A 13,720-nucleotide genomic window follows, 5' to 3' on the forward strand; every position below is an offset into this window, starting at 1 on the left:
TTTAATCTGCTTGTGCTTGGTCTAATGACACGGCCATCATGCGGCTGACGCCGGATTCTTGCATGGTGACGCCATATAACACGTCTGCGGCTAACATCGTGCCACGACGGTGCGTGATGACGATGAATTGAGTGTCTGAAGAATAATGCCGCAAGAACTCGCCAAAGCGATTGACATTGACATCATCCAACGCTGCTTCGACTTCATCTAAAATGCTAAATGGGACTGGACGCACTTGTAAAATCGCAAATAACAACACGATCGCCGTCAACGCGCGTTCCCCACCAGACAATAGTGACATATGCGACAGCTTTTTGCCAGGCGGCTGAGCCTCGATTTCAAGGCCAGTGTTCAACAAGTCATTGGGGTCCGTCAAGCTTAAATGGGCATGCCCGCCGCCAAACATTTTGGGAAAAATCTCTTGAAAGGCGGCATCAGTGGCGTCAAACATGGCTTTAAAGCGGGTTTTGACTTCTTCGTCCAGCTCGTTCATCGTTTCCAACAGGTCTGCTTTGGCCGCCAATAAGTCGGCTTGTTGCTTGGTCAAAAAGTCATAACGGGTTTTAATGTTGTCATATTCAGCAATGGCATTGGGGTTGACGGGCCCTAAGTCATCCAAGCCGCGCTTTAATAATTTCACGCGACTTTTCAACATTGGCAACGCGGCGTCGTCTTCATCCACGGCTTTGATCGCTGCTTCATAGGTCAATTGATAATCTTCGGACAACGTGTTTAAGCGACTATCCAAATTCAACTTGATGCGATTCAAGCTGACGGCTTGTTGCGACGCTTGCGCTTGCGCGTCATCACGTTGGCGATTGGCGGTGGTGATCTCTGCTGACACCAAACTCAGCGCATGACGATTGGCCGCTTTGTCAGCGGTCAGTTGCGCTTGTTGTTTTTTGAGCTTGGCCACTGACGCTTTCAATTGCTTGATCTGCGCTTGGCGACTGGAACTTGACGCCACATCAGCTTTGGCAGAAGCTTCAATGTTTTTGATCCGAGTTTGTAAAGCCTGTTGCCGCGCGATACCTGTGTCGCGGCTTTGTTGCCACTGCGCCAATTGATTGGCCGTGGTTTGTTGGGCACTTTTTAACACGGCGACTTGGGCTTTGAGCTCACTGATATGGGCTTGTTGATCCGCTGCTGCAGTAGTCGCAGAATTCAACGCCTCTTTGGTGGTGTCGATTTGCGCTTGCGCGTCAGCCAGTTTTGCCTTTAAACTGGCGGCTTGGCTTTGTAGTTGCGCGATCAAAACGTCAAAATCGGTGGTTGCTTGGGCATCCAAGCCTAACGCTTTGAGTTGGCGTGTCAATGCCGTTAGACGCTCTTGTTGCGGCGCCAATTGGGCTTGGATCGCTTTGAGATCTGCAGCTTGTTGGTTGACGGTAGCTTGCGCTTGGGTTTTGGCTTCATTGGCAGTGGCCAATTGACTGGCGATGCCTGAGATCTCATCATGTTTGGCTTGCAAGGCACTCGTCATGGTTTTCAAGTTCGCCGCCAAAGTTTGCACTTCTTGGGTGCGCGCTAATGGCGAGCTGCCTTTGCTACGGACTTGCCCACCTGACATTGAGCCGCCAACATTCAACAGATCCCCGTCAAGGGTGACGATGCGATAGCGGTGGCCAGTGGCATTGGCCATGGCGATCCCATGATCCAAATCATCTGCCACCACTAATAACCCAGCCAAGTTGGCCATGATGTTCGCCGCTTTTGGCGCATAGCGGATCAAATCGACCCCGACGCCTAAAAAGCCTGGCTGCTGCTGCAAGGTATGTAACACATTGGCAGGGATCTGGCGCGGTTTGATCACACTGATCGGCAAAAACGTGGCCCGACCAGCGCGCGTTTGTTTCAAGTAGCTGATGGCGGCTTTGGCGGCTTGTTCATCATCCGTCACGATCGACTGTAAACTGCCACCTAAGGCAATATCAAACGCTTGTTGGTATTGTTTGGGAACCGTGATCAACTCCGCGACAGCGCCAACCACGCCGTTGAGTTGGGCTTTATGCTGCAACACGGCTTTGACGCCAGCAAAAAAGCCGTTGTAATCTTCTTTGAGTTCTTTTAAGGTGTCAAATCGCGATTTAGTGGCTTGAAAGATCCCCAGCGCTTTTTGATAACCGGCAGTCAGTTGCTCATGTTGAGTCTGCAACTTCTCAGCGGTTTCACTGGTTTGGCTCAAAGTCGCTTGGGCGTTGGCCAAGGCGGCTTTAGCTTGCGTCTCTTGTCGGACCAGATCGTCACATGTGGCTTGTTGGTTTTTGACTTGTTTGGTCAACTCATGGGCACGGGTGGATTGTGCCGCCATTTGACTGGCTTGGACTTGTTGATCTTTTTTGGCTGCCGCCAGCTGATTGTTGCAATCAGCTTGTTCTTGCAGCAAGCGAATATAAGCGGCTTGATGGGCATCCAATTGGCGATTCAACGCTTGCGGATCGCTGGCTGCACTTTGCGCCGCGGCATATTCCGCGTTGGCTTGGGTCAATTGCTTGGCTTGGGCGGCTTGCTTTTCATTGAGCACTTGCAGCTGTTTTTCAGCTTCTGCCGCTTGCAAGGTGGCATCATCCAGTTGGGCTTGCAGATCTGCCAATGTGGCTTGCGCGTTGGTCACGCGTTCAGATGACACCCGCGTTTCACCAGTCAAGTTCTCCAAATGCATGGAGTCGGCCAATAACGCATCATTGGTTTGCGCCACTTGTTGATCGAAATCAACGTCTTTGGCAGTCAGGCTTTCTGAACGGGCTTCTAAGCCAGCAAGTTTTTCTTTTAACCCAGATAATAGCTTGGTGGTGACACTCGCTTGCGTCGCGGTCGCAGTTTGTTCAGCTGCTAGCTGCTTGATCTCAAGTGCCAATACCGCTTTGTGGGATTTTTGGTAATCAGCCATTTGCCGCTCGTAATCGCGAGCGATCGAGGCTTGTTCTTCCAAAGGCGCCAATTGGTGGTGCAACTCATGAATGATGTCGTTGACCCGATCAAGGTTATCATCGGATTCAGCCAATTGTTTGTTGGCTTTGGCTTTTTGTTGTTTGTATTTCAAGACGCCGGCAGCTTCTTCTAAAATGCCCCGGCGATCTTCTGGTTTACTATTAAAAATGGCTTCAACGCGGCCTTGGGAAATAAAAGAAAAGCTTTCCTTGCCTAACCCAGAGTCCATAAAGAGATCGATGATATCTTTGAGCCGCACCGCTTGGTTGTTGATCAAAAAATCTGATTCCCCATCACGATAAAGCCGGCGACACACACTGACTGTCGCCGGCTGATCAGCCAAATACCAATCAGAATTGTCAAACGTCAACACCACTTCAGCGCGGTTTAATGGCGGCCGATTGGCGGTGCCAGCGAAGATAATGTCCCCCATTTTTTCGCCGCGTAGGCTTTTGGCACTTTGCTCACCTAACGCCCAGCGGATCGCTTCAGTAATATTACTTTTCCCAGAACCATTGGGACCCACGATCCCAGTCAGTCCTGGCACGAACTCGATTTGCGTCTTGTCAGCAAAAGACTTAAAGCCATTGATCGTTAATGCTTTTAACTGCATGCGTCCACATCCTACTTGTCAGCGTCGTCCAACTTCTCCAAAGCGGCTAGCGCAGCTGCTTGTTCGGCGGCTTTCTTGTTTTTGCCTACCCCAGTGCCTAACACTTTTCCAGCAGCCGTCACATCTACTTCAAATTGGCGTGCATGCGCCGGACCGGATTCGGATAATAAGTGATAGGCAATATCCACTTCACCATCTTTTTGCAGGTATTCTTGCAAGGCGGTTTTATGATCACGGTTGGCATCAAATTGGCCTGCCGCAATTTTAGGGAAGATCATTTTTTCACAAAATTCGATCACAGACTGGCGGCCTTGGTCTAAATACAAGGCGCCATTAAAGGCTTCAAATAAATCTTCCAGTAAGGTCTTGCGTTTGCGGGCACCGGCATTTTCTTCACCTTTGCCCAAGCGGATATATTGATCAAAATGCGCTTCTTTGGAAAATGCCGAAAAACTGCGCGTTTGCACGATCGCAGCGCGCATGCGGGTCAGCTTGCCTTCTGGTAATTCAGGATAATGCCGGTATAAATAGTCACTGACCGTTAATTCCAACACGGCATCCCCTAAAAATTCGAGGCGTTCGTTGTCTTTGAGCCCTAGTTCTTGATGCTCGTTGACGTAAGAGGAATGCGTAAATGCTTCATCAAGAATGGAAAGGTCATGAAACTCGATGCCATAGCGATTCCTTAGTTCCGATACAAATTCTGAAGCGACCATATGCCAAACTCCTCCTTATATTCTCTAGTCTATTATACAAGAGCCACACCAAAATAACACCTGCACTTGCTTGAGTTTTCGGCGAATCTCAAGGGCTGGACAACCCAAATAAAAAACCGAGGCATTCAACGAATGTCTCGGCAACTCATTTACACTGTTTACTTGGTTTGATGGGCCATGACGTAACTCACAGCGTCGCCAACAGTCACAATGTTTTCCGCATCTTCATCTGGGATCTCGGCGCCAAAGGTATCTTCGAGTTCCAAAACGAATTCAACGATATCGATCGAATCAGCATCTAGATCCTTTTTGAAGTTCAAGTCGCTGGTGATCTTATCTTCCGGGGTTTGGAAGTGATCTTGGATGAGACTTGAAATTTTTGCGAATACTTCTTGCTCAGTCATGACGGTCCTCCGTTTCTTAACACGCCATCTAATATAGCCGACTTTCGCCTACTTGTCTATGCCAAGTCGTCAGCTTGTCGCGCGAAATACCCGCTGACTTTGCCAACGGTGTCATTTTGCACCATTTCATGGATCTGCTTAATGGTGTAATACACCGCATCAGCGTCTGCGCCGCCATGGGCTTTGACTACCGGGGCTTTTAACCCCAACAATACCGCGCCACCATAGCTGGACACATCAAAGGTGCTGGCAATGCCTTTGATCCCGTCTTTTAACAATAACCCGCCGAGCTTGCCTTTGATGCCAGTGTCATAGATCGCGGATTTCACCAGTTTCAAAATGGTTTTGGCCGTGCCTTCAATGGCTTTAAGCGCGGCGTTGCCAGTAAAACCATCCGTGACCACAACATCAGCGACGCCTTTGAGCAATTGATCAGCTTCGATATTGCCGATAAAGTTGATGCTGTCAAGTTGTGACAACAACTGGTAGGTTTCTTGATGCAAAGGATCGCCTTTATGCGCTTCACTGCCATTGTTCAACAGCGCCACGCGAGGATTTTTCAACCCACGCAAGTCTCGGGCATAAAAATCGCCCATCACCGCATAATTGACCAATTGCTGAGCTTTGCCTTCTGCATTGGCGCCGACATCCAACATGATGAACCCTTTGCCATCTACAGTTGGCAAAGTCGGCATCAGCCCTGGACGATCGATGCCTTTGATGCGCCCCACGATAAATAACCCAGCTGCCAGTAACGCGCCAGTTGATCCTAGTGAAAATACCGCATCCGCTTCGCCATTTTTAACGGCTTGCGCAGCCAACACCATCGACGCTTGTTTCTTGCGGCGCACTGCTTTGACAGGCTCGTCATTGCCATCGATTTGTTCATCGGTGTGCACCAACGTGATGCGTGTTTCATCTGTGATCAACGGCTTCACTTGCGCGGTATCGCCATAAACCAGAAATTCCAAGTCAGGGTATTCATCTCGTGCCCGTAATAACCCGTTGATCACCACTTCCGGGGCGTGATCGCCACCCATGGCATCCACTGCAATTTTCATCAAAAAGCCTCCTAATCAAGTGTGCCGACTAACTGTTGTTGTCGGGCTAAGTAAGCGCGCAAAGGCGCAAATTCTGGCGCCGACAAACTTGGGTCGGCTTTGAATAAACTGGCAGCAACTTGTTGCGCTGCGGCCAATGTGGCAAAATCCGCCACCGGATCAGCCACCCGAAATTCTGGCAAGCCGCTTTGCTTGTCACCAAAAATATCACCCGAGCCGCGCAATTCCAGATCCTTTTGCGCTAATTTAAAACCGTCAGTGGTGGTGACCATCGTTTGCATGCGCTCAACGCCCATGTCGTTTTTCGGATCAGCCACTAAAATACAATAAGCCGCCGATTTGCCACGGCCAACGCGCCCACGCAATTGATGCAGTTGCGCTAAGCCAAAGCGATCAGCATCCATGATCAACATCACCGTGGCATTAGGAACATCTACACCGACTTCAACGACAGTCGTGGATACCAATAGATCGATCTCCCCAGCAGAAAATGCCCGCATGATGGCGTCTTTTTCGTCTGGCTTCATTTGGCCATGCAACAACGCGACTTTCGCCGTTTTGCCAAAGACTTGTTGCATTTCAGCATAAAGTTGCTCCGCATTTTGCAAATCGATTTTTTCTGATTCGGCGATCAGCGGGGTAATGGCAAAGATCTGATGATGCGCCTGGAGTTCTTGTTGCATGCGTTGCAAGGCGTCGCGCATTTGGTTATGACGCACCCACGTGGTCGTGATGGGCTGCCGGCCTGCAGGCAACTCGTCGATGGTGGACACGTCCATTTCCCCATAAGTGGTAATGGCCAAAGTCCGCGGGATCGGCGTGGCAGTCATTGCCAACAAGTCCGGTTTTAAGCCTTTGTCTTGCAAGATCTGACGTTGTTTGACCCCAAAGCGATGCTGCTCATCAATGATCGCCAAGCCTAAGTTGGCATAATCGACCGCTTTTTGGATCAGCGCATGTGTGCCGATCACGATATCGATCTCACCGCTGGCCAAACCTGCTAACGTCGCTTGACGCTGTTTGCCTTTGGTGGTGCCAGTCAGTAAGGCTAATTTTACCGGAAAATCGGCAAACAGTTTGGTCAATTTGGCAAAATGCTGCTCAGCTAGCACTTCTGTTGGTACCATCAACGCAGCTTGAAACCGCGCCGTCACCGCAGCGTATAAGGCGATCGCTGCCACAATGGTTTTACCAGAGCCGACATCCCCTTGCAGCAAACGATTCATGTGTTTTGGACTGCGCATGTCCGCACAGATCTCATTGACCACCCGCTTTTGCGCGGCAGTTAAAGCAAACGGTAGGGTTTGGATCAGCGCGCGTACTTGCTGGTTATCAAAAGGGATCGCCAACCCATTGGCCGCCAGTTGGTTGTCTTCACGCAGCGCTTGAATTTGGCATTCAAACAAGAAGAATTCGCGAAAAATCGCCGTGCGTCGCGCGGCTTTGGCCGCTTGCGGCGTATCTGGCCAATGCATGCCTTGGATCAGTTGTTCATCTGTGAGTAAGCGCAACTTTTGGCGGATCACTGCCGGCACAATATCAGGGATATGCCCTTTTTCACGGGCAAACGCCGCTTTGGCCAATTCTGCCAAGGTGCTTTGGCGAATATTTTTGTTGGCTGGATAGATCGCCGCCATGGAAGGCGCGTCATCTGTTTGCGTGGCTAAGACTTTCATGCCAGTCATCGTGTGGCGCTTGGCATCCCATTTACCATAGATTGCCGCTTGCATACCTTGGGTGAATTTGTCTTTTAACCAAGGTTGATTGAAAAACGTCACCATCACCACTGCGCGATCGACTTGCACCCGCACGTTCAAACGATTTTTCCGCGGGCCAAAGCGTGACACCACGGGGTCGGCGACGACGATGCCTTTGATCGTGAGCTTTTCTTGATCGGCCGCTTCGTCTAAGGATTTCACTTGCAGATCATCATAACGAAACGGAAAGTAAAACAACACATCGCCAACGGTGTGAATATCCAAACTTGCTAACGCTTCAGCGCGTTTGGGACCAACGCCAGGTAGTGTGGTTGCAGGGTCATTTAAAGCCACAAGCGTCCTCCTTTCATCAATAATTTAGTCGTCACTGTCAAGAAATAACGAAGAGGTCAGCCCAATAACGGTCTGGCCTCTCAGCAATTTTATTCAACTGAAACCAAGTAAGGGTAAACCGGTTGATCCCCTTGATGGATCTCAACTTCAAGCTCATCATCATAGCTTTCGACCGCCGCTTGGATCGCTTCAGCTTCGGCTTTGGTGCCATCAGCACCGATGATCAAGGTGATGATCTCAGAATCTTCATCCAACATGGCTTTGATCATGTCAACAGTTGCTTGGACGCGATCAACATTGGTGATCTTGATGGCCCCGTCGATGATCCCCATCCAGTCATCAGTGTGGATGGCCAACCCATCGATGGTGGTATCGCGAATCGCCCGAGTGACTGAGCCAGACACGACATTGGCTAATTCACTGGTCATCATGGCTTGGTTATCGCTTAAGCTAGCTTCTGGGTTATAGCCCAACATGGCTGTCAAACCTTGGTTGATGGTTTTGGTTTTAACGATCGCCACTTGGACATCACTGGCTTTGGCTGCTTCTTGCGCCGCCATGAAAATGTTCGAGTTATTCGGCAAAACCAACACATTTTTGGCATGGGCGGCTTTGATGGCTTCTAAAATGTCGTTAGTTGATGGGTTCATGGTTTGCCCACCATTTAAGACATACGCGACCCCTAAGCTCTGGAACAATTCGCCTAACCCAGCGCCAGCAGCAATGGCAATGACGCCAGATTCCGCTAATGGTTGTGGCTTTTGTTCAGCAGCAATGGCGTCTTCGCGTTCAATGATCGATTCATGTTGTAAGCGCATGTTATCGACTTTGATTTTGGCTAAAGCCCCAAACTGTTGACCATATTTGAAGATGGTTCCAGGATGTTCTGTGTGCACGTGCACTTTGACCACTTCATCGTCAGCCACGACTAAAGTCGAATCGCCAAGTTCATTCAAATAGTTACGGAAAGGTTCGTAATCAAAGGGCTTCTTGGGTCCGTCGCCAACACCTAATTCAACCATCATTTCAGTGCAGTAGCCATAAACGATGTCATCTGGGTTCAATTTGGCTTGCGCCCCTTGGTGATGGGTCGCATTGACCATTTCGTTCATTTCCGCTTCGTCTGGCACGAAATCATCATCAGACGCTTCGCCGGCTAGTCCTTCGCGGAAGCCTTCGTAAATAAAGCACAAGCCTTGGCCACCTGAATCGACTACGCCGACTTCTTTTAACACCGGCAACAAATCAGGAGTTTTGGCTAAGGCCCGTTTTGAAGCTTTGACCACTGCAGACATCACGACGACAGCATCTGAGCTTTGTTGGGCTGCTTTTAAGCCCGCCTTAGCGCCTTCTCGAGCCACCGTTAAAATGGTGCCTTCAACAGGCTTCATCACCGCTTTATAGGCGGTTTCCACCCCACTGGCAAACGCATCAGCGAGATCTTGAGCCGTTAAGGTTTCTTTGGCTTCCACACTTTTGGCAAAACCGCGGAACAATTGGGAACTGATGACCCCAGAGTTACCGCGGGCGCCCATCAGCAAGCCTTTGCCTAATTTCTTGGCTAATTGACCGACATGTTCATCATTGGCTTCCAAAACTGCTTTGGCGCCAGTGGCAAACGTTAAGTTCATGTTGGTCCCGGTGTCACCATCAGGAACTGGGAAAACATTCAAAGAGTTGACGAATTCTGCATTTTTCGCTAAGCGATGCGCCGCTACACGAATCATTTCTTGGAATTTCGCCGCATTAATTTCAGATACTTCCACTACTGATCCTCCAAACAAGGACTATGCCTATCGTTTATTCAAGCCACTCAACTTAATCGCCGAGGACACGCACACCTTGTACAATCACGTTCACTGCACTGGCAGTGACGCCTAACATCGATTCAAGATTATATTTCACTTTATCTTGGACGTTGCGGCACACTTCTGAGATCTTGGTGCCGTAACCGACCACAATGTTAACTTCAACAGACACGCCGTTGTCCAATTGCCGAACCACAACACCGCGAGCATAATTTTCACGATTTAAAATATCGTTGAGATTATCGCGGATCTGATTACGGCTCGCCATCCCGACGATGCCGTAAATGTCTGTTGCCGCGCCGCCAACTACTGTCGCAATGACATTGTTGGAAATATCGATGGTCCCATATTTGGTCTTGATTTTGACCGCCATGTTATAACCTCCTAAAATGCGCAATCACTACCCCAGGGTAGTATTTCCCAATAAGTTTAGCATAGGGCATGCGTTTTGTCACCAAAGCTGTTTTTCGCAAACGTAGCCGAAAAAAATCACTGTCAAGTAATTTTCCTTTGCAAAAAATCTTGCATACACCGCGAGATTATGATAAGTTGGTCTAGTGAAAAATTCGCAGATGGCGAATAAGCAAGGAGGTCAGCATTTTGGCAAAAGACGTAATCACCGGGCGCCACACCGTATTTGGTAACAAGCGTTCCCACGCTTTGAACTCCAGCCGGCGCGCTTGGAAAGCAAATCTCCAAAAGGTTCGCATTTTAGTTGATGGTAAGCCAAAGCGCGTTTGGGTTTCCGCTCGCGCACTGAAATCAGGTAAAGTGACCCGGGTCTAATCCGGAGAGTTAAAAAAGCTTCAACCAAGTGGTTGAAGCTTTTTTTGTCGTCAATTTTCAACCAACACTAATTGCTTGCTGCCGCGCGAAGTGGCAACATAACGCCGCTGTGAGCCAAATTCAGGATCTTGGTAATAGTCACTTGACCAAGCCCACACCACCACAAAATCAAATTCCAACCCTTTAGCAACCGTCAGCGGCATAATATTCACACCAGCACTGACCGTTTTTTGACCATTCGCAACCAACAGTTGCCCATCGCACATTTGGGCTAACTGCTTTGCTTGCGTTGAATCTGGGGTGATCACCGCAATGCTTTGCGTGGCCGCAGCATGAAAGTCAGTTAATGCTTGCGCCAATTGTGCCGCTGTGATCGTTTGAGGACGCACGCCAGGCGCTTGCACCGCTTTGATCTTATTGGCCCAAGTAGCACCTGCATATTGGGCAAAAGTCGCCGTAATGGCACCTGTGGCCCGATAACTGGTGGTCAGTTGCCGCAAGATCACCGAACGTGAGGCAAAATAACCGGCGATCTCAACTGGCTTGCCGATCAATTTTTGTTGTGGGTCACCCACAATGGTCAACTCGCTTTTGGCAAAAATGCTACGGATCACCCGCCACATGCCATCATCATAATCTTGCGCTTCATCGATAAACACAGCTTTGAGGTCACTTTGTTGATAGTTTGTGATCTGCAACCACACATATAACTGATCCAAACTGCTCAATGCTGGCACCTGGCAAGCTTCTGCCAAGGCCTCAATGTCAAGCCAGCCAGACTTATCTGTTGGCACTTGCTTTGTGGCTTGCAACCACCGCCAAACTCGCTGAAGGCGCGATAACGCGCTTTGTTTTCGATCAGTTTGTTGCCAGGCTCGTTGCCCACTGCGCCCGACAAAGCGCGTCCAGCGCCTAGCTAAAGCCGCATCAATGGCGGCCTGGTGTTCATCGTTGACATCAACATCCCCGATGCCAAACCGCTTAGCCAGTTGCGCTAACAGCCGCGGATACGTCACGCTCATCGCTTCAGCTTCCCCTAACGCGGGCAACACCCCTTTGAGATAATGACCAAGCGCCACATTAGGCGTGATGATCAAGATCTGATCGGCCGTCCAATCCTCCCGATGTTGAAATAATTGATAAGCGATGCGTTGCAACATGACTGACGTTTTGCCTGAACCAGCTACACCTGACACCAATAACACCGGATGCGTCGCTTCACGAATGATGGCATTTTGTTCTTGTTGGATCGTCGCAGTAATCTCTTGCAAACCACCGCTGCGATCTTGCGCCAATACCTCCAGCAATAACGGATCGCCAACGGCTGTTTGGCTGTCGATAGCTCGGATCAATTGGTCATGATCGATCACAAATTGGGTCCGTCCCACCACCTTGACTGGAATTTGGCGCCCATTGGCTAGATAAGCTGTGGCGCCGTTGCGATTAGCGTAATACGCATCAGCGACTGGCGCCCGCCAATCGTAGATCAGATCTTGGGCATTGGCATCGGCATACCCGACTTTACCCAAATAAAAGGCTTCTGGGCCTTCACCATAATCCAGCAAAATTTTGGCAAAATAAGCTTGCGGGATCAACAACTGGGCATGAGCTAAGCGCACTGCTGCCGCATCATGGCGGCTATTTAAGGTGTCGATCTGGCGATTATTGGCTTCAATATTGGCAAATGTATCCAAAGTCTCGCTCATTGACCCCAGATCCAAATGGCCTTCACTAGCCAGTTGTTGCTTCACTGCGCGGCCTTCCGCTTGAATATCTGCTAGTTGCAGAGTCAGTTGTCTCGCATCGCTGGTCAATTGTCGATAGCTCTCACTTAAGTGTCTTGCTTCGTTCATCAGTCATCACCTCGGCTTACCAGTGTACGCCAAACTGCAGTCATCACCAGTCTGTTTTTGACTGGACAGGCCATGGTATAATTGGCATGGAAAAAGGTGGTGGCCAGTGATCGGTCAAGACCCTTCTTCATGAAAAACGGCAGGCTAGCGATCATATGACCGCTAGCCTGCCGTTTTTGTGGCTTAATTATCTTGTTGTTGCCCGTTTCGATCGCGGCTTTGGATCACCGCCACCACCCCACTGCTCCAGCTGATCACCGTCTTTTGGCCGGGCAAAAACTCATTTGACGCCCAAGAAAAAGGCGTGGGGTTGGACCAATCGTGTAGCGGGTATTTTGCCCCTTGGATCTCCAAATGAGCGATACCCGTCAGCGGCACGATGCCTAAATATCGAAATCCTGGTAGCGCCTGCAGCTGATAGCGCCCAGGTTGATAAAACTGGATATGATTTTGGGCATCGACCATGGTGATGTGATTGGTATAAGCTGCAAAGCGCGGCTGGGTCGGCAATAATAAATTCGCCAATAAATGATCAATGCGCCCGCCAGTAGCCCCGACCACGCAGATCTGGGTGGCATGATGGGCGACAAAAGCCAACCGTACCGCCATTTCGGTATCGGTTTCGTCTTTTTCCGGCTTGGCTGAATGAACTTCGGCAACCTGTTGTAACACTTGACGATGTTCAGCTTCCGTCAAGGAATCAAAATCACCCACAGCAAACAAAGGCTTGATCCCAGCTTCAAGCAAATGCCAAGTACCGCGGTCAACCCCCACCCATGCGCCAGGAAATTGTTGCCAATCCGCTGGATATAACTGCTTTGGTCCGCCAACCAACAAGTTCAATCGCGTCATCGCAATGCCTGCAAGGTCGCCAAGCGCGCAGCCGGATCGCCATTATACACATAAGAGCCGGCCACAGCAATGTCAGCGCCGGCTTTGGCAACCACCGCGCCGGTTTGGTCATTGATCCCGCCATCGACTTCAATGGCAAAATGTAGTCCCAACGCTTCTCGGGCTTTCACCAAGCGTGCGACTTTATCCGCCATTGCAGGCAAAAAGCGTTGTCCACCAAAGCCTGGGTTGACTGTCATGATCAACACTTGATCAAGCATTGGCAATAATTCTTCTAAAGCACTTAATGGCGTGCCAGGGTTCAACACTACCCCAGCTTTCACACCGTTGGCATGCATCAATTGGATCGCCCGAGCAATGTGTGGCGTCGCTTCAACATGCACCAACAAGGTGTCAGCCCCAGCTTGCGCAAATAACGGGATCCAAAATTCCGGATCGGATACCATCAAATGCACATCCAAAGGCAAGTTCGTGATCGGGCGCAATGCCGACACCACGCCTGGGCCAAAGGATAGATTCGGCACAAAATGCCCATCCATGATATCCACATGCAACAGATCAGCACCAGCGGTCTCCACTAGCTGGACATCATGTTGTAAATTGGCAAAATCAGCACTTAAAATCGAAGGTGCAATTTTCATGAAA

At 49.8% G+C, this 13,720-nt stretch carries 11 protein-coding genes; 1 reads left to right on the forward strand and 10 read right to left on the reverse strand.

Annotated elements, in window-relative coordinates:
• Position 1: 1 nt before the first annotated feature.
• From smc to ACKTSG_RS01470, 7 genes are all read right to left on the reverse strand, one after another.
• Positions 2-3,544, reverse strand: a complete 3,543-nt coding sequence (smc, locus tag ACKTSG_RS01440; RefSeq protein WP_407891240.1) for a chromosome segregation protein SMC — start codon at positions 3,542-3,544, stop codon at positions 2-4.
• An 11-nt stretch (positions 3,545-3,555) separates the two neighbouring features.
• The gene (rnc, locus tag ACKTSG_RS01445; RefSeq protein WP_407891242.1) at positions 3,556-4,260 is read right to left on the reverse strand and encodes a ribonuclease III; all 705 of its coding nucleotides are present in this window, start codon (positions 4,258-4,260) and stop codon (positions 3,556-3,558) included.
• A gap of 158 nt (positions 4,261-4,418) precedes the next feature.
• Positions 4,419-4,664 (reverse strand): acyl carrier protein, encoded by a 246-nt coding sequence (gene acpP / locus ACKTSG_RS01450; protein ID WP_407891244.1) that lies wholly within the window; start codon positions 4,662-4,664, stop codon positions 4,419-4,421.
• A gap of 56 nt (positions 4,665-4,720) precedes the next feature.
• Positions 4,721-5,725 (reverse strand): phosphate acyltransferase PlsX, encoded by a 1,005-nt coding sequence (gene plsX, locus ACKTSG_RS01455; protein WP_407891246.1) that lies wholly within the window; start codon positions 5,723-5,725, stop codon positions 4,721-4,723.
• 11 nt (positions 5,726-5,736) lie between these two features.
• Positions 5,737-7,776, reverse strand: coding sequence for an ATP-dependent DNA helicase RecG (gene recG / locus ACKTSG_RS01460; RefSeq protein ID WP_407891247.1), 2,040 nt, complete (start codon positions 7,774-7,776; stop codon positions 5,737-5,739).
• 89 nt (positions 7,777-7,865) lie between these two features.
• On the reverse strand, positions 7,866-9,542 hold the full coding sequence (locus tag ACKTSG_RS01465; protein WP_407891249.1) for a DAK2 domain-containing protein: 1,677 nt from the start codon (positions 9,540-9,542) through the stop codon (positions 7,866-7,868).
• Positions 9,543-9,594: 52 nt separating this feature from the next.
• Positions 9,595-9,957 (reverse strand): Asp23/Gls24 family envelope stress response protein, encoded by a 363-nt coding sequence (locus ACKTSG_RS01470; protein ID WP_407891251.1) that lies wholly within the window; start codon positions 9,955-9,957, stop codon positions 9,595-9,597.
• A 227-nt stretch (positions 9,958-10,184) separates the two neighbouring features.
• Here ACKTSG_RS01470 and rpmB point away from each other — a divergent pair, with 227 nt between their 5' ends.
• Complete coding sequence (gene rpmB, locus ACKTSG_RS01475; RefSeq protein WP_054713751.1) at positions 10,185-10,370, forward strand: 50S ribosomal protein L28; 186 nt, start codon at positions 10,185-10,187, stop codon at positions 10,368-10,370.
• A gap of 50 nt (positions 10,371-10,420) precedes the next feature.
• Here the strand turns inward: rpmB and ACKTSG_RS01480 are convergent, their stop codons facing one another.
• From ACKTSG_RS01480 to rpe, 3 genes are all read right to left on the reverse strand, one after another.
• Entirely contained in the window at positions 10,421-12,223 is a 1,803-nt protein-coding gene (locus ACKTSG_RS01480; protein WP_407891253.1) for a UvrD-helicase domain-containing protein, read from the reverse strand.
• A 183-nt stretch (positions 12,224-12,406) separates the two neighbouring features.
• Positions 12,407-13,075 carry a thiamine diphosphokinase gene (locus ACKTSG_RS01485; RefSeq protein WP_407891255.1) on the reverse strand — a complete coding sequence of 223 codons (669 nt, stop codon included), beginning with the start codon at positions 13,073-13,075 and terminating at the stop codon, positions 12,407-12,409.
• Positions 13,072-13,716: a ribulose-phosphate 3-epimerase gene (gene rpe / locus ACKTSG_RS01490; RefSeq protein WP_407891257.1), complete on the reverse strand. Its 645-nt coding sequence runs from the start codon at positions 13,714-13,716 to the stop codon at positions 13,072-13,074. The genes ACKTSG_RS01485 and rpe overlap by 4 nt, the downstream gene beginning before the upstream one ends.
• Positions 13,717-13,720 lie beyond the last annotated feature (4 nt).

Source organism: Lacticaseibacillus salsurae, from assembly GCF_045862175.1.
GTDB lineage: Bacteria > Bacillota > Bacilli > Lactobacillales > Lactobacillaceae > Lacticaseibacillus > Lacticaseibacillus salsurae.

Bases quoted from the DNA above. Each gene is read 5' to 3' on its own strand.
- smc (WP_407891240.1), bottom strand. From the start codon at position 3,544: ATGCAGTTAAAAGCATTAACGATCAATGGCTTTAAGTCTTTTGCTGAC.
- rnc (WP_407891242.1), bottom strand. From the start codon at position 4,260: ATGGTCGCTTCAGAATTTGTATCGGAACTAAGGAATCGCTATGGCATC.
- acpP (WP_407891244.1), bottom strand. From the start codon at position 4,664: ATGACTGAGCAAGAAGTATTCGCAAAAATTTCAAGTCTCATCCAAGAT.
- plsX (WP_407891246.1), bottom strand. From the start codon at position 5,725: ATGAAAATTGCAGTGGATGCCATGGGTGGCGATCACGCCCCGGAAGTG.
- ACKTSG_RS01470 (WP_407891251.1), bottom strand. From the start codon at position 9,957: ATGGCGGTCAAAATCAAGACCAAATATGGGACCATCGATATTTCCAAC.
- ACKTSG_RS01480 (WP_407891253.1), bottom strand. From the start codon at position 12,223: ATGAACGAAGCAAGACACTTAAGTGAGAGCTATCGACAATTGACCAGC.
- ACKTSG_RS01485 (WP_407891255.1), bottom strand. From the start codon at position 13,075: ATGACGCGATTGAACTTGTTGGTTGGCGGACCAAAGCAGTTATATCCA.
- rpe (WP_407891257.1), bottom strand. From the start codon at position 13,716: ATGAAAATTGCACCTTCGATTTTAAGTGCTGATTTTGCCAATTTACAA.